General features: G+C 36.5%; 10 protein-coding genes. 1 reads left to right on the top strand and 9 read right to left on the bottom strand.

The features are described 5' to 3' along the window. Positions 1 to 174 precede the first annotated feature (174 nt). A complete protein-coding gene (locus KDU71_RS11070; protein WP_212190797.1) occupies positions 175 to 1,389 on the top strand; it encodes a site-specific integrase in 1,215 nt (404 codons plus the stop codon). A 193-nt stretch (positions 1,390 to 1,582) separates the two neighbouring features. Here the strand turns inward: KDU71_RS11070 and KDU71_RS11075 are convergent, their stop codons facing one another. From KDU71_RS11075 to KDU71_RS11115, 9 genes are all read right to left on the bottom strand, one after another. Then, positions 1,583 to 3,016, bottom strand: a complete 1,434-nt coding sequence (locus KDU71_RS11075; protein WP_212190799.1) for a sulfatase family protein — start codon at positions 3,014 to 3,016, stop codon at positions 1,583 to 1,585. Between the two features lie 69 nt (positions 3,017 to 3,085). After that, positions 3,086 to 6,199, bottom strand: a complete 3,114-nt coding sequence (locus tag KDU71_RS11080; protein WP_212190808.1) for a T9SS type A sorting domain-containing protein — start codon at positions 6,197 to 6,199, stop codon at positions 3,086 to 3,088. 194 nt (positions 6,200 to 6,393) lie between these two features. Beyond that, positions 6,394 to 7,995: a hypothetical protein gene (locus tag KDU71_RS11085; RefSeq protein ID WP_212190810.1), complete on the bottom strand. Its 1,602-nt coding sequence runs from the start codon at positions 7,993 to 7,995 to the stop codon at positions 6,394 to 6,396. 5 nt (positions 7,996 to 8,000) lie between these two features. Next, positions 8,001 to 9,998 (bottom strand): hypothetical protein, encoded by a 1,998-nt coding sequence (locus KDU71_RS11090; RefSeq protein ID WP_212190812.1) that lies wholly within the window; start codon positions 9,996 to 9,998, stop codon positions 8,001 to 8,003. 160 nt (positions 9,999 to 10,158) lie between these two features. Then, the gene (locus tag KDU71_RS11095; RefSeq protein ID WP_212190814.1) at positions 10,159 to 11,451 is read right to left on the bottom strand and encodes a LamG domain-containing protein; all 1,293 of its coding nucleotides are present in this window, start codon (positions 11,449 to 11,451) and stop codon (positions 10,159 to 10,161) included. A 59-nt stretch (positions 11,452 to 11,510) separates the two neighbouring features. After that, the gene (locus KDU71_RS11100; RefSeq protein ID WP_212190816.1) at positions 11,511 to 12,932 is read right to left on the bottom strand and encodes an arylsulfatase; all 1,422 of its coding nucleotides are present in this window, start codon (positions 12,930 to 12,932) and stop codon (positions 11,511 to 11,513) included. Continuing rightward, complete coding sequence (locus KDU71_RS11105) at positions 12,925 to 14,445, bottom strand: sulfatase family protein (RefSeq protein WP_212190818.1); 1,521 nt, start codon at positions 14,443 to 14,445, stop codon at positions 12,925 to 12,927. The genes KDU71_RS11100 and KDU71_RS11105 overlap by 8 nt, the downstream gene beginning before the upstream one ends. A 106-nt stretch (positions 14,446 to 14,551) precedes the next feature. After that, complete coding sequence (locus KDU71_RS11110; RefSeq protein WP_212190820.1) at positions 14,552 to 16,969, bottom strand: glycoside hydrolase family 2 protein; 2,418 nt, start codon at positions 16,967 to 16,969, stop codon at positions 14,552 to 14,554. Position 16,970: 1 nt separating this feature from the next. Beyond that, positions 16,971 to 18,473, bottom strand: a complete 1,503-nt coding sequence (locus KDU71_RS11115; protein ID WP_212190822.1) for a RagB/SusD family nutrient uptake outer membrane protein — start codon at positions 18,471 to 18,473, stop codon at positions 16,971 to 16,973. Between the last annotated feature and the right edge of the window lie 2 nt (positions 18,474 to 18,475).

Genomic DNA, 18,475 nt, shown 5'->3' on the forward strand with positions numbered 1-18,475 from the left:
GCAAAAAGATGCAAAAAAACGCAGTTTTTGAGCGGACTTATCGAGGACTTGATTTTCTCAAAAAAAGTCCTCGATTGACAGTTGCAAAACACTCTGTATTGCGCTCTATTACTCGGTTTTGAATCGTTACAAAATGAACTCATAAAAATAATTTTAACATTAAAAATTATCATTATGAGTGGACTTGAAAATGTCAAAATCCTGTTCTTCATCAAAAGAACAAAACTTACCAAAACAGGAGATGCAACAATCTTTGTTAGAATCACTATTAATAAGGAAAGAACAGAGTTCTCACTTAAAAAACATGTCAATCCTAATAATTGGGATGACAAAAAGGACAGAGCTAAAGGTCGAAGCCCGGAAATTTTAGAACTCAATGAATTCATCGATCAATATCAACGAAAAATATTATCTTATATTGATTTTATGATCTTGGATAATCAAACCGTCACTGCTCGAATTATTCAGGAAAAATTAGTGGGTAAAAAAGAAAACAGGCGAACTATCCTGAAAGTATTCCAGGAACATAATGACAATGCCAGGAAGCTAATTGGCATAGACTTCGCTCCTGATACAGTTCAACGCTACGAAACCAGTTATATGCACACCAAAGACTTTATTCGTTGGCAGTATCAACGTGAAGACATGGCTTTGGATGACCTGAATCATCAGTTTGTATGCAGTTATGAATTATACCTAAAAACCGAACGCAAATGCGCCCACAACACTGCTATTAAGTATTTAAAGAACTTCAAAAAGATTGTTCGCATTGCATTGGCCAATGGTTGGATGAAGAAAGATCCATTTGCTACCATTAAATTCAAACTTAAGCCTGTTGATGCTGTATACCTTACCAAAGAGGAATTGGATATAATTATCAATAAAGAAATAGGCATAGAACGTTTAAGACAGGTACGCGATGTGTTTGTTTTTTGCTGCTTTACCGGGTTAGCATTCTCTGATGCCAAGTCATTAAAAAGACAACATATCACAACCGATAGTAACGGAATTACCTGGATTCATAAAAAGCGCACCAAAACCGATCAAATGAGTACCATCTTTGTGATTGAAGCTGCTAAAAAGTTATTGACTAAGTATAAATACGAGCCTGAACTTATTGAAAAAGGTACAGTTCTTCCCGTTCTCAGTAACCAAAAAATGAATGCATTTTTGAAAGAAATAGGAATCATATGTGGTATTGATAAGCCAATATCAACTCATACAGCCAGGCACACTTTTGCAACTACGGTTGCTTTGGAAAATAATATGCCTCTGGAAGTTGTATCAAAAACACTTGGCCATTCAAGTACAAAGATGACTCAGCGTTATGCCAGAACAACGGAAGCTTTGATAAAGAAAAATATGGTGAAGATTAAGAATTTGTATTAGGAATCTCTTCGGGCTCTTTGTTTGAAATAATTATTAACAACAAAGAGCCCAATTTAACTCCCAGTTTTTCTGATCTTCAATAATTAAATGACGTTTAATAAAAAAAAATAGTTTACGGATAGTTCAATTGGTCAGAGTATGTCTTATCTAATATATTTATGAATTCCGACTTCAGCCTGCTAATGATGATCACTTATTTTTGAGTTACTTCCTTTTTCCATTCTTCATGTATTTTTGTAAGTTCCTCGATTATCTCCGGGAATGATTCAGCTACATTGTTTTGCTCTGATATGTCTTCTGCCAAATTGAAAAGCTCAACACCCTTACCTAAATTAGTATGTTGCTTTTTTGCTATTTTATCAGCTATATTTTGATCCAGAACTACTTTTAGCTTCCAATCACCTTTGCGAACGGCCCATGCAAATTCAACATCCCAAACCATTGTATTCCGTTCAATTTCTTTCTCATGCAAAATATTAGGCAAAAGATTTAAACCGTCTGATTCTGTATAAGCTTCTTCTGTCGCACCTGCAGCAGACAATAATGTTGGCATCAAATCCAAAGTACTAACCATAATATCATTAGTAGTGTTTTTTTCAATCTTATTTTCCCAATGGATCAACATTGGCACTCGAATTCCACCCTCGTAAAGAGAATATTTAGTACTATATAGGGGAGTATTGTCGCCTCCGCTACAGTTTGAACCGCCATTGTCTGTGGTATAAACTATAACAGTATTATCATCCAATCCAAGTTCCTCTAATTTCTTTCGAATGGCACCAATTTCCCTATCCATATAATGCAGCTGTGCATGGTAATAATCTCTGCCATGAGGTAGGTTAGGAATAATGGATTGATCATACCATACATTTCGAGATATTGAACCATCTAATTCTTCAAAATCAGGATAGTAAGGAAGATTCCATTCTTTTAGATACTTTTTAGGTAATTGAAAGGTAAAATTATGGACTGCATTAAAAGCTATTTGAAGAAAAAAAGGTTTCTTCTGATTCTTTTCAATAAACTCCTGAGACCAACTTGATATTTGTTCTGTGGAAAAACCATCTTCCGTAAGTTCCTTTCCGTTCCTTAGCCAATGTTCAGCTGGAAGCCCATGGTGCTTCATCGCTTCATCATTATGGTATAAGTAGTGCACCCTACCTCCATGGCCGGCTGTGACACATTCATCAAAACCGTGATTATTAGGGTAATTATACGAAGCAGGACTATCATCTTCACCATAGTGCAATTTCCCAAAATAACCGGTTACATATCCTAAATCTTTAAATCCCTGAGCTATGGTTTTAGTGCCATCGGCAATTCCTGATCCGCCGTAAAAATAATTACCATTACGTGCCTGGTACTGCCCGGTTATTAAGCCAACGCGAGAAGGACTACAAATAGGACTCGTTACATATGCATTTGTAAACGACATGCTTTCTGCTGCCAATTGATCCAGATTCGGTGTTTTTAAATCATGGACACCCAAATAGTTCATATCTGCATAGCCATGGTCGTCTGAAACGATAAGGATTACGTTTGGCGACTGGGCATTGACAGTAGTATGCTGAAAGCCGAAAACAAGAATTACAAAAAGCAGGTAATAGCCTTTTCTCATAATATTCATAATGTATTGTTAATGTGTAATAAATTTTTTTACTTAAAAACGATGTATCATTTAACACTAGATAGCTGCCTAATATTTAATTACTTTGTGCACTTCGAAACTATTCTTCAAAGAGAAATGCAGCAGATAAGCACCTGGCTGACAAGACCTGAAGTCAACGCAAGTGTTCTTATTTTCTAATTCTTGACATGAAACTTTTTCTCCACTCAAGCTATAAACAACCAATTTAGAGCTTTCTATGTCGCTAGGAAAAAATACATTTAGTTCATTAATTACCGGATTAGGGTAGATTCTAATTTTGTTTTCAGATACTTCTGATTTTGCTAATAAATTAGTGTCACTTTTGATTTCCAGTATTCTAAAAGCTCCTGCCGGAATAGTTACGTTCATAGTTGGGTTAAGTGTCCCCATTTCTTCATTACTGATCCTGTCCTTCACGGACCACTCACCTTCTTTATTGGCCGTAATACTACTTAGGCAATCACCACCCGGACTCATGAGGTTTGGATCTACAAGGTAAAGCAAGTAGTGGTCTTCGGCAATTCTGTTGACTGAAGAAAAAACTTCTCCGGTAATAATCACAGGGAACATATCTATATCTTCAGTTCCCTTGCTCATAGCTTCAAGTACTCGTTCTTTCGTTTGACTTAGAGATAAAACTTCGTCATCTATTGAAGCCGTTTCTCCGTCGGATTCAATTTGTGTTGTGAAGTATGAAATATCAATATCAGAACGATTGTTTGGTTTTCCGATTATAGGGGCGTAGCCATAACCATGCCCTAGGTTTGGAATGTGATTATGGGTCTGTTGGTAACGTCCGTAAGTATAAGCTGCCCAGTCTGTTTTAGGAGTTGTGGCACTACCCCATTCAACACCCATTTTGGATAATAGACCAAAGCCATCGGCCTGAATATAACCTTTATGCGTTTGACTTCCAGTATTAAAGTCATGTCCGCCACTCGTCCAATAAGCTTCTGGAACTAACTCTTCTTTGAGCGTTAGGGTAACAGGCGAAATATTCAATAAGTTTTCTCTTTGAGGAGGTGCGATAATACCTTTACCTAAGAGGTGAATAAACTGCTCAACACCAGTTGACATCGAATGCATTTCCTCTCTTTTTTGCTGATTGTACTGGCGACTGCATATATTTAAATAATTTGCACCCAAAGACACCGCTGTTAACAACGAACGAGATGCCGGATGACCTGTATTGACCCGGCTCCAGTCCCAAAGGCGGGAATAGGCAGGTATATCGCTCACCCATCGATACCCCCAATTGTTAACGTATCCTGCATACCATGCACCTACACGTCCCGCTGTATTTAAGTCAGGAGTTCGTGAGTTGCTGTCTTCATTGCTCATGATTAAAACATCTTTGTATTTCTCGGAAATGATTCCTGATTGCATCCAGGACATTTGGGATCGAACGGCCCAAACAGCACCCTTGTTATGAAACCACACATTTTTGCCCTTTTCCTTTGCATAGTCCATTAATGGTAACATAAAGTCACGAATAAAAAAATCCTGCTTACCCTTCTCGTTCACTTCAAAAGGACTATAGGCAAAACCATATTCGACAATACCGACTCCCAGATAGGCATTGGGTGCGACATCCATCATGGCTTTATATGTATCAAGCGAAACCTGAATGCCGTGCGCTTTGGAATAGAACGGAATACCTTCTTCCTCCATTCTTCTGGCAAAGGTGAGAAGTGTTTCTTTCGATAACCCTTTTTCTGCTTCAGTAACCCAAGTACCATCAGGATTTTGATATTGGAAGTAACCTGTCCAATTTTCATATAGTTGAACTCTAAAAGCAAACTTAATGCGATCGGGATATGGGAATTTTTGATTGTAATAAGCTAACTCATTCTTCCAGATGCTAATCCAATCTTCCATAGTAACATCATTAAGGCCATCTCCCTGAGTACCATTAACCTGAATTATAATGGGCTTATCAGAAGGCAGATCAACTGCAACACCAGCCCAATTGTTAATATTGGTTTGAATATTAGAATAAGCATCCGAAATACTCTTCATCTGACCACTCCAGTCCCTCTGAGCTAGTTCTGTAAGCCATTCGGAAGAATTATCAGGGCTTATCAAGTAAAGGTTGTCATCGCCATTAGGAGCACCAGCCAAAAGAATTTTGTCCTGCCCACTCTCAGATACCGTAGTTACATCATTAAAAGACAGCTGATTAGTTCTCCTATAGGCTAAAAGCTGAGCACTAGATGAGTACAAAAAGACATCATCACCATAGACCATAGCCACCTGTTTTTCATCACTCCCAAGCAGGTAGTTGCCAGAACTCAGGTATTTTGCACGGTAACCAGAGGCATAATCATCTTTTTCAATAGAAAATCCACTATTACTGTACGTAACACGTTTCATTCCATCCAAAGGATCAATAAAACCTTTGTCATCAAAAATAAGAGCTTCTCCATTCTCTTTTGTATACAGAAGTGCATTTTGACCATGATCACTACGATTTAATCCCAGTTCGACCTCTGAAAAGGAACTGATAGGCGCAAAGGAAGGGAAAGCATAAATATTGCCATATTGCTCGTTGTCTCTATATGCCCTGTTTAGGTACACATCTTCTGTACCGTTGCGGTCAAAGTCATAAACCAACAGCTCCCTAATTGCTCCATCAAACTTATGTTTCGAGATAATGGTACCTTCTGCGTTTATAACAAAAACATAATTGAGTACAGTGCCTGCTAATATGTAATTCTCACCTTCAGATTTTATGTGAGCTACAGAAAATACAGGTCCACTTTGCAATCCGGTTGTCCATAGCCGATCCCCTTTGCTGTTATAACAATAGACCGAATCATCGGCGCAGCCAAGTATTACCTCTTCAGATTCATCACCAATAATGTCTCCTGTACAGATATCGAAACAAAAGCCTCCTGTTTTATCTTGCCACAATTTTTCTCCCGCCATATTGGTTCCAAACACATCGTAATTATATGTTGAGCCAATGATTTTTTGTTTCACCACATCACCTTTGTTGATAACCTTCAGACGATAAGCATTTAGCCCATTAAGGTTAAGTACTTTAATGTGATATGATGAATTGGTCGTTTTATTATTTTTTATTCCTGGCACAGCAACGCTTTCTTGTGCTATAAAAAACAAACCAAAGATGCTTAATATGATAAAAATGTGTTTATTCATGTTTAAATTTATTTACAATGGCCATATGTATCTCACAAATAATTTCAATCATTTCCCTGTATGCAACTTAAACAATTGAATTTGCATGCTCGTTTCATCTTTTTTTTTGATTTTGTTGACAGGTTTCACGAACACCTTCCCACCGTTGCAGTTAAGTTTAACGATATAGGTTCCTTGAGGTAATCCAAGATACGTTAAGCTGATTCTGATAAACCTATATTACGCATTGTTTTTGTCTCATGAGCTTGTAGATTTCGACATATTTGGCTCTGCAACCATTGATATACATCTGCCCCAGTGGTGGAAGTGGGATACAGCTTAATATTGAGTTCAGATAATCCTTTGACTGATGCAGAAGGTGTAATGTCAGAAGATTCCTTAAAAATAAAACGTGAATATGATAGCGGGGGAAGGGTTATGGGAATATGGTTTTCTTGTATTGAATCCACATTTGTTGAAACAAGCTCACCAAATTCATCAAGCGTATTCACCAGGGATTTGCTTTCCACAATTTCCAAATTACTACCCTTATCAATAAAGACATTAGCAACCTTTTCATGATTTGATTTATTAATAAGATAGAGCAGATACTCCCCATCTTTTTCCACTGCAAAACCATAAGTTGAGGGGTTGTTTTCATCCAACATTTGTAACATATTCCCTCCTTGGGCTTTAGCCAGCAATTCAAAACCGTATCTCATGGGATTGTATCGCATACTATGATTAAAAGCGATCAAGGCATCTTTATCATCTTTTCTGTTGCTTACCCAATACCAATAGCAGGTCATATACCAGTTACCAATAAAGTGCTCCTGCAACATATCTATCATCAATAAACTCGTTGTATATCGATCAAAACCAATTAAATTCGATTTTTTACCCGTGCCATATTCGTTGTTCGCAAATTTTAAATCTGGGTAACCTAATTCTTTAGCCCATTTTCTTAATGAGTCTGCTTCGGTTCGCCATGCACGATTGTGATTTTTTCTATCCCGCAAAGGTCTTTCAATCTGCCATTCATTAAATGTTCCCGGCTCGTACTCCTTTGGATTACCTCCGTATGGCCACTTTCCATGGGTTTCGACAATGTCTGCATAATCCCCTGCAATCTTAAGGTATTGCCTCAGGTACTTTTTTGTCATGTTATTATGGTTAAACATACATTTGATATCAGGATCAACCTTCTTCATTGCTTTAACATGTTGAACAAATAGATGAGCTTCGTTTTCCCAACCTCCGTTTTTGCCTTCATTTCCTAAATACCAAAATGCACCACCAAAACCTTTGCTTTTTACATATTCAACCATTCTTACCGCGCGTGCAATACTCTCATCTATTTTACCGTACTTGTAACCTGACGTGATGTTTACTCCAAGCAAAGGTGTTATTCCCGAAATTTTTACCATTTCAAGATATTCATCCAGACTGGTCCAATCTTTCGATACTGTATTTTTGGAGTTATCCCAATCAGGGTTGAATGGGTCGCCTTGCATAACTCCTGTGGGGTTTTCCCAATCCCAATACTTAACAACTCCACCGCCAGGATACCTCATAGTACCTACATCAACTATTCTCATCCAATTTGTGAAATTGCTTCGCTCATAGAGTGAATCGCCGTCGTTACAATAAACAGAGTGCATGCCAACCAGATAATCGCTGATTTTCCATTTAACACTATCGGGATATACTTCAAAGTTTATTGACTGACGACTTTCATTATTGCTATTATTAGGAATATCTCCCCCAAATATCTCCCCCAATGCACACAGCATTATTAACACTACCGCAGCTGCCATCCTATTTATTTTAAATTAAAATATAAATAACAAGTATCTGTGTTTTTGCCATCGGAAACAGTTACTTGTGTAATACACCTTCCTTCTTGAGCATTGTTACTATCAATACGCAACTTCCCTTTTGCATCGATAGAAACAAAAGATGGTCCGGTAACTTTTTCAAAACGTAAGTCACAATTTTCAGGATTTGTAACACTCTGATTCAAGTCCTCTTCGTAATCATTAAATACATTAACTGTTTTAATTTTTCTCTTCCTGAACTGAAAACGAGGTGCAATGCGATTGTCGAAATTTCCTGTTTTTACATTGATTTGCACCATTGTAAGGCTTAGTGGCTGTAATGAGAATTCCATTTCCCTCTGATTACCACCTATTGTAATTGTTTTACCAAAATCAGACAATTCAAGAGCTGTAATTTCATTTTCTGAAAACCTTTTAGCATAATTGCCAAACTCAACTACCTCGTTGAAGTTTAGTTTCACTTTTTGCTCTACATCCTTTTTATTCAATAAATAGGCATAAATAATTTTTGGCACTTCGGCGTTACAACTGCCCATCTTAGCTGATGGCTCAACAATAAATACCTGAGTTTTGGCTTCTGTATTACCACTTTTCGATTGATATTCAAATAGTTTTGAAGGTTTCTCGTTTACTTGTCTTATTCCTTCACCTATTAATCCGGTGCTATAGAGTATTGGGTTATAACGATATTCTCCATTTTTAGTATAGGAGATACTTTGATTATCCTTTAATCCTATATTACCTTCATAATTTCCCTTGATACCTCCATAAAAACAAGCATACGGAAATCCGGCTTCTGTTAATTCCATTACAAATTGAGTATTTACCAATCCTATTTGAAAAGTTGTGTAATCAGGTAACTTACTTTCTTTTGCTCTAGTATCAATCCCATTTGCATGAGGTATCAATTGAATTCCGGGATAGCCTTTAGATTCACAATATGAAGTTAACCAATTATAAATCTGTTTTGTATTACCCATTCCTTGGTCGGCAATAAAGCCAAATGTCATATCGCTTTCATCCAACCACTGATTCCATGAGCGACGATAGTGCATTGAACAACCTAAGAAACTAACATCATCACCGGAAGCATCTAACATTTTATCCAGTTCACCTCTTAAAAACTTTACAGGTGTTGGAATTTTAGTTCCACCTTTTTCACATTCCTTAAACTGCACCATCCACTGAATATTCTTACCTAATTCTTTAGCAAAACTATCAGCATCATTTATGTATGCTTGTATTGTTTCAGCAAGCCACTCCCCTTTGTTTTTATTTACTAATTTCCATGGGTATATATTATCGTCCCATCCGATAAAAATTTCACCTCCTACCTGAATAACAGGGTAATCAGGGCCACCCAGTTCAAAATATCTTTTAAGAAATCGTCGATTTTCCAAAAACTGCATCTCCCTGCTTGATAATTTAGCTGCTTGTTCGGGAGTCATTAATTCACCATGTAATGTATATGGCTCCGGATCACGATAAAACAAACGATTATTGTTTTCATCGTAACTATACAATTCGCCCGAACGCCATGTCATACAAATTATTGGCTTTGCATTTGTTGTTTTTAGTACATCCACAAAGGCATCCAAATCAATCATCTCATTACGCGGCGCACTATTATTTATATCGTAATTTTGATCCCAGATATTCCCTGCCGCTTTAGTCCTGTATGGGTTCGTTTTACCGTAATAGGTTGTATGATTATTGTCCCAATGAGTAATTAACAAATTATCGTGTCCGGCACTTGGCCATCTTAATGAGCCGGCTCCGTAGTTTTTTATAGCATCTGTGTATTGACTGCTTTTAGCAAACTCACTTGTACTACATCTATCAAGCATTCCTAACCCATTAACTCCATCAGCTATTTCTTTTGCATTCTGATGCAAATCAACACTATACACTTCCACCTCCTGACCTGTAACTGAGAATACTTTTACAAGTGCGATAAGAATGGAAACTAAATATTTTTTCATGCCTATATTTTTTAAAAAAATGGTAAGGTCGCCTGTACCTTTTTCCTAACTATCTGAATATCGGGAGAGTTCGGAGAAATACAATATTAACTTTACTGATCTTCGATTCTCAATGATAGAATCGAAGATCAGTACTTGCAATACCTTTTATCAAGCCCTTTTATAAAATAACCTTCCGGCCAACAACCTGATTTCCTACTTGAATTTTTAATACATACACTTTATGCTTAGCTAACTGAACAGTAGAAGATAGTATTTTTTTAGACTGCGCTTCTACCAAGTTTCCTGTAAGGTCATAAACTTTAAATGTGAAATGTTCATTGCAACTTATTGTAATCCTATCGTAATCCTGTTTTATAGTAATATCGTCTTCGGATATCGCACCAATTGCTGTAGGCGTATCTCCAAAAACCTTAAACTCACTCAGTGCAAAACCTTTAAATTTAAGTTGGTATTGATTGAATTGTTTACCCGGTGCAATAGCAAAATCTTTTTGTTCTCCATTAGTGAAAAATTGATTTGTTTGTTCATCAATTAACACAGCTGTAAGGTCAGCATTAACGCCATATAAACTCCAATTTTGAGGTCCGAATTCAAAATCACTTCCTGCCACGGATAATTTATTCCATACTAAAGTATAATCATGGATCTTAGCCAGATTTTTCAATGGTTTTGATTCGAAATAATTGTAGAAATACACTTCGTCAAACTCTATAAGTGACCCAGAAGTTGAGTTCTGACTATTATATCCTAAATATACTTTCCCTATTTCATCAGCCGGTATACCTGTTCCAATTGTCCAGGATGCCACAGCTACTTGATCGATAAATACTTTAATATTGCTTGTGTTAATGGTTATGCCAAGTTGCTGTTTGGTATCTGCGGGAATATTAACCCCATCTTGTTGTTTCGCACTACCTTTGTAGTTACAAACTAACTGTTGGTTTGTAATATTATACGCAAAAGTTACATGCTCACTGGCCGATGTTTCGATACTCAAAAAATCAATCTCTCCTGTAGTGCCAGATGGTAATTTTATTAAAGAAGCAAAGGTTAAATCATTTAAATAACAGGCCTTTCCAGTTAAAGAAGCAACAAGCGTATTTTTATTCCCCCCAATAATAACAGAGTTTCCATTAATACCAGAGCCAATAGAGATGGATTCGGTTCCTGTTGCGTTCTCACTCATTCCTGACTGAAACAATACATCACTTTCATTAGCTGCCACTAAACTATAACTGGTAAGCTCAGTATTCATATCTGTATTAATCGTTAATGTAGAGTTTACACCTGCTATTCTTTTGTATGTATTTAAATCATTATCGTTTAACTCAGTAACATCAAACACATCTGTGCTTCCCTGAATGTTATAAGTCATTGAATAATCTATTTCCTGCGCATTCATTATATTTGTTAATAATGCAGCAACAACCAAAAGTAAAAACTTTTTCATAATGCTTGGATTTTAATTATTTATTTTAGATAGAGGGGAGAACCCCTCATTATTATTTATCAATCTTTTCGGTTATGCATTTTTTCTAATGGAAACTCAGGGTGTTCTGTCCTGCCTATTTTCATAAGGATTTCAAATTCCTTAACCTTATCCGGATATTTTTCCGCTAGATTATTTTCTTCACCTGAATCCTCATTCAGGTTATACAGTTCCATATTTTTTCCTTTATACCTTACTGCTTTCCATTCATTTTGACGAATAGCCTGTACAGGACCTCTCTTCTCATTGAATTCCCAATACAAATACTCATGTGTCTTTTGATTTTCATTATCACCAATAACAGAGGGCAAGAATGAAATTCCATCTATCTTACCAGAAGGTCTAACACCGGCTATTTCACAGGCAGTAGGGTAGAAATCCCAGAAAGCACTAATGTGATGATTGACTGAGCCAGGCGTTATTTTTTGTGGCCATTTCATTACAAATGGTGAATGAATTCCACCTTCATACAAATCCCTCTTCTTTCCTTTGAATTCCCCATTACTGTTGAAGAACTCAGCTTTAATATTGTCATATTCGTGCCCGTTGTCACTTGTGAAAATCACAATAGTATTCTCCCCTATTCCGAGGTCTTTTAAAAGCTGATTAATCAATCCTACATCGCTATCGAGTTTTGAAACCATCGAGGCATAAGTTACATGCCCGTTTTTATCATGTAAATAGTGACCTGGTTTCATTTCTCGTAATGGCCAATCCAAATCTTTATATTGAGATTTATACTCATCGGGTATCGTTAATTCGTAATGAGGTAATGTGTAAGCCAGGTACAAAAAGAATTTCTCATCTTTATTAGTATTAATAAAGTCGACTGCTTTTTCTGTGAATAGGTTATGAATATACTTGCCTTTCTTTTCAAGCACGTTATTTCCTTCAATTCTAATCTGAGTTTGATTTTCATAAACACTATCAGCATAATAGTGATGAGCAGTCCTATGACGGTTAAAACCATAGAAATAATCAAAGCCCTGCTTGTTGGGAACACCTTTACCACACAGTTCAGCCAATCCCCATTTACCAATTACCCCGGTGATATACCCTGCCTTTTTCAATTCATCCGCTACGGTTATTGTGTTTTCATCAAATGTGGCAGGTTTTCCACTGGCAGTCCAACTTGGATTTTCACGGATAATTCCATGCCCAGTATGTAGACCTGTCATTAAACTGGCCCTTGAAGGTCCGCACACAGCACTTCCTGCATAGTGATTAGTAAACACCATTCCCTCGTTAGCCAATTGATCAATGTTGGGTGTATGAATCTTTTTTTGGCCGTTGTAACCTAAATCTCCATAACCTAAATCATCCGCCAGGATATAAATGATATTAGGTTTTTGACCTTTGTTTGCGTTAATACTTCCTTTCCTGGAAGACTGGCAACTAGAACAAATTATACCGATTAAAATAATTAAGGCTGTTTTATTCATTTTTCTTCTTTTTCTTTTTAGTTATACCATGAGCTTTATCAAATTCTTCCATCCAATAACTCAAACCAACTTCTTCTCCTGCCTTCATCCGCTCAATTACCTCAGGATGTTCATTTTTTAACCATTCTAATATTTTCACAGATTGTGGGGTTGTATGGTGAACAACATCATCTTTAGGTGCAAACTTTTCTTCTAACTCCAATAGTTTTGACTTGTATTTTTCTATTTTATCCTGACTACCGGATTTATGTATTAGGTTATTTATCTGATAAGGATCATTTTTCATTGAGTAAAATTCCTCTGCCATTTTTTCTTCTTCGAAGAAATATTTTTGGGCTGCATTTAACTTATTCTGTTCATTTAATTGTCGCATTATATGAACTGCAGGCCGGTAAAATTCAAGATACCCCTGATGAGCATCAAAAGGTATTTCAGGCTTATCATGACGTACATAATAATAGTTTCTCCCTATTAAACACCTACTCTGATCATGTATTTCATCCCATGTATCGCGTGCCCCAAACACATAGGTTCTTTTAAAATTATTTTGTAATAATGATTTACCGCTGACATTTTTGGGTTTTTCTATGCCTGCCAAATCAAGAATCGTGGCGGTAATGTCTGTAGCACAAACTAGATTTTCATTAACAATACTCTGGTCAAAAAACTTATTGCCTGAAATGATTAATGGTATATGAAGGCCGGAATCAAATAAATAACCTTTACCACGTATATTGCACCTACCATTATCTCCAATGAAAATAATAATAGTGTTATCATACAATCCTTTTTCTTTAAGCTCTTGAATTAGCATGCCAACTTCATTATCAGCATATTCGATCATATCTAAATACTTCGCATAATCAAGTCGAGTTTCCGGAGTATCTGCAATATAAGGTGGTAACTCAACATCATTCAGGTTGACCGGATATTCCGACTGCTTCCGTACATCATTCCACCAATCACCTCTATGTGTTACTTTTAATTGTATCTGTGAGAAAAAAGGCTCATCCGCTTTAGAGAATTCAAACTTCTTATCAAACAGGCCAAAATTATCAACCCCATCCCAAGGGCCAATGGCTGTATGTTTAAAGTTACAATCAATTTTTGTTCCCTTATCCATTACCTTACTGTGGCCCAGAATACATGTATACCCTGCCTCCCGTAAGTAATATGTAAAGGGCTTAAAATCTTTATCTAAAGGAATATCACGATTACTTCTATGATTACCTGCATTAATGGCTAACTGATGTGTACCGATCATCATGGCACTTCGGCTTGGGCTACAAATTGAATTAGTAGTATAACACTTTGTAAAGCGTGTTCCCTTTGCAGCTAATGCGTCTAAATTTGGTGTTTTTACAGCTTTAGTACCATAACATGCCAAATCAGGGGCAATATCTTCAGCCATTAACCAAATTATATTAGGTCTTTTACTTTGTTTTTGCCCTTTTGATAATACGCTCTGATAGCTCAGCACCACAATCAGAATGCTAAAAATATACTTGTTCATCTGTTTAAAATTTATCTTTAGTATGTCAGATGCAACGCTCAATGAATGTTAATCATGCTAAAGCATATAGCTTAGCACCATTAACATTCATCTTCGTTTCATTCTATTATTCCCGTATATTAATGTTAATTTCTTTCCCTATTAATCCCAGGCTAGTTGCCTTAATTTTAACGTTGTTGCCTTTTTTAACTGGCTTATATATTGCTATACATTGACCATGGAAAGCTTTTCTAGCTTTTATTTTATTGTTTGATAAATCCAGTACATCACCATTTTCCACACCAATTAACTCCAGGTGCTCTGTGGAGCTAAATTCTATCCAATTATCAGCATAGGGCACCGGAACATTGTTTTCATCTACAACTTCAGCAAACACAATTATTGCATCATTATGCTTTTCAGACAGCACATTATGAGAAGTACGTAGATTGATTCTATAGGGCAATCCGGCAGTTTGAACCTTTTTGCTTATTGTTTGCTTTTTACTATCTGTGGCTACTACTTTTAATTCACCGAGTTGATAAGGCACATTCCATACAATTTGCAAATCGTCAGTCATCTTCTTCTTACCCAAAGACTTGCCATTTAGAAACAATTCAGCCTCTGCGCAATTGGTATAGGCTACAACAGGTATTTCGGTACCTTCTTTTACCTTGTGGGTCCAATGAGGTAAAATATGAACCATAGGAGTGTCAGACCATAAACTTTGATAGAGATAATAACTATCTGTTGGCAGGTTTGCCAAATCAATCACGCCGAAGTTTGCTGTTCGTGCAGGCCATTGAAACGATTCTCCCAGGTAATCGATACCAGTCCAGCGAAAACCTCCAATATAATAAGGCAAATCTTTTGTGGCTTTCCAGTAATCCCTGATACCCATTCTCACAATACTATTGTCGTAGCTGGACTGATAAACTAAATTATCATCAGGGAATATTTCTGTGGGTGATAGATCTTCTACGTGATAAATCCTGTTTTTAATATCCTCAAAACTTTGTTTGCGTTCTAGTTCCCAAGGTGCTGGGAAGTCACGAAGTCTGTATAATGTTTTGGTTCTGTAAAAACCTCGGGTTTGATAGTTGTGTGTCATCTCAGTCCCTAAAAGAATTTTTTCAGGATACTTTTCATGGTACTTAACAAGAGCATTTAAATATTCACCTCTACCATTAAAACCAATAATGTCAACAGATTTCCCATTATAACTGCGCCCTTGAGTGATCAATCGGGTTGTATCGTACTGTTTAATGAAATCATACAGTTTTTTCTCTGTTTCTGGAGTTGCCTTTTTAACTTCATTGCCAATACTCCAAAACAGTATGCTCGGATGGTTTCTGTCACGTTTTATAAATGTTTCCAGATCATTCTGCCAATTTTCTTCGAAATATAAACCGTAATCGTATTCTGCTTTTGGTGTTTCCCAGCCATCAAAAATCTCATCAACTACATACAAACCAATACTATCGCATATTTCGTAAAAATCAGTTTGAAAAGGATTGTGTGCAGTACGAACAGCATTACACCCCATCTCCTTTAATAGTTTTAGTCGATACAACCAAAGGTCACGTGGCACTGCAGTTCCAACAGGACCTCCATCCTGATGTAGGCAAACTCCTTTTAATATTTCCTTTTGACCATTGATCCACAAACCCTTAGTGCTACTAACTTCAATGTGTCGAAAACCAAATTTGGTTTGATGTAAATCAATGGCTTCTTTACCCTTTAGTAATTCTATTTCGCAGGTATACAAATAAGGTGTTTGAGCACTCCAGGTATTTGGATTCTTAAGCTTTATGGTAGTTTCATTCGTAATTTCCTTGTGAGTCAAACGCTTTTTAGCAACTTCTCTATTATCCTGATTGTATATGCGCACAATCATTGAATAAGCAGAGGCCTCTTTGTCATTTACTCCAGTAAGCTCATACTTTACTGTAACTTCCCGGTTATCTTTGGTTGTTACGAACAAACTCGTTTCATCAAGGTGAACAGGTTCTGTTATTTGCAACCTTGCAGCTCTATAAATCCCACTACCTGTGTACCATCTTCCGCTGGGCGTTTTTGAATGATCTACTTTTACGGCAATAACATTCTCTCCTGGTTTCAAATATTGATTAAGTGTATAACGAATAGGTAAATAGCCATTGGGATGAAAACCTAATTTTTGACCATTTATATATATTGTACTGTTACAATAAATGGCGTCAAATATTACGGTTACTTTCTTTGAATCCCATTTGGGGCTATATTCGAAATGCTTTCGATAACAAGCTATACCTGTTGGCAAAAAGGCACCATGTGTGCCTGAAGGATTTTTTTCTGAATAATTACCTTCAATAGACCAATCATGAGGGATGTCAATTTGCCTCCAGGAGGTATCATCGTAATTTGTTTTTTCAAAGTCAGTTATATCCCCTAATCGGAACAACCAATCGTTATTAAAATTAATGTTCTCTCTATTTTGAGCAACTATAGCTACGTGCCAAACTAACTGGGTAAGCAGACTAAAAATTAATATTATTCTTCTCATCTTACAACTCCGGATTTAATTCTAATTCATTTTTTGGTAAAGGATAGTATCGATTTGTATCATCTACAACAATCGGTTTTTCACCACTATTTTCTATTTTTTCGACGAATTTATCGTGTCTGATTAAGTCTTCTTTTCTCTTTCCTTCATTAAAGAACTCCCATGCTCTTTCCTGCAATATGGCTTCTCTTAATTGATCTTGAGTTAAATCAGAAGGTAAAGCTTCAAGACCAGCTCGTTGACGAATGGCATTGACTTTAGCAAAAGATTCAGTATCACCTGCATTAATCTCATTTAGAGCCTCTGCCTCACTTAGTAAAACATCAGCATATCGTAGCACGGGTAAGTTGACTTTTTGAAACATATCATTTCGTAAATCAATGCCTTTGCCAGCATCTCCATGTGGATATTTATTATGGAAGAATAGAAGTGATTTTCCTTTCGGTCCAGGCCCCTTAAACCCTGGCTGAGGTTTACCATTTGCAGCCACTGGTTTAATTATTTCACCATCTCTGTTTATCCATTGATGGCGCATAACATCAAGCCATCGTTTATCATTCTCCTGATCAAATGAATAATAGAATTTTAGTTCCATCGAGAATATCTTGCCTGATCCAAAATAATCTGAAGCAAAATCATATTGAAAAATTGCCAAATCAGTCGATCCTGAATTTGCTGAACCTAAATTTTTATCAAAAGCATCATCTGATATCATTACATTGAACAAAACTTCATGATTTAATGGATTGGTTGGATCCCAAAGGTCATTGTACTCGGGCAACAAGTCATATTTATTTAATTGCCTTATTTTTTCAGCCACACTAACCACCTCATTCCATTGCTTGGTTCTTAAGTGTGTTTTTAATAACAGGCCTAATGCCGCACCTTTTGTTACAGCTCCTGGTCGCTGCTCTGGCGCATCCACATCTAATAGATTTATGGCCTCATTTAATTCATCAGTAATAAATTTGTTAATATCTTCCCAACTTGATAATTCATATTTTTTTTCTGGGTCATAATGCGAGTTAGTAATCAATACCACGCTTTCAAATAATGAAGTTAAATCGTAATAAGCCAATGCACGTAAAAATTTAATTTCCCCTTTTACTTTAATGAAATATTCATCATTAAGTGGTTCAGGCATTTTCTCAAGCATAACATTTGCCCTGTTAACGGTATTGTATATATCGCCATATATATCTTGAAAAACAGATTCTTCTGGTGTGTAGGTAAACTCGTTAAATATTTTTGTTACACCACTTCCCTGAGAGATATCGGTTGGCACCTCTTGCAAAAAAAGATACCATCGCTGATAATAGCCCCCTTTTTCCATGCCCAACAGGCTAGAGTACAAACCTGTTAATGATGAGTTTAGTTCCTGTTGTGTAGTGAATTTTTTACTTACAGGAGTACTTAATAACTCTTCCTCCAGAAATCCATCACAAGCAGATGTAATTGTAGCAAGCGATAAGAACAGAATTATATATTTTTTTATAAATTTCATCT

This window comes from Carboxylicivirga sediminis (genome assembly GCF_018156225.1).
Taxonomy (GTDB): Bacteria; Bacteroidota; Bacteroidia; order Bacteroidales; family Marinilabiliaceae; genus Carboxylicivirga; species Carboxylicivirga sediminis.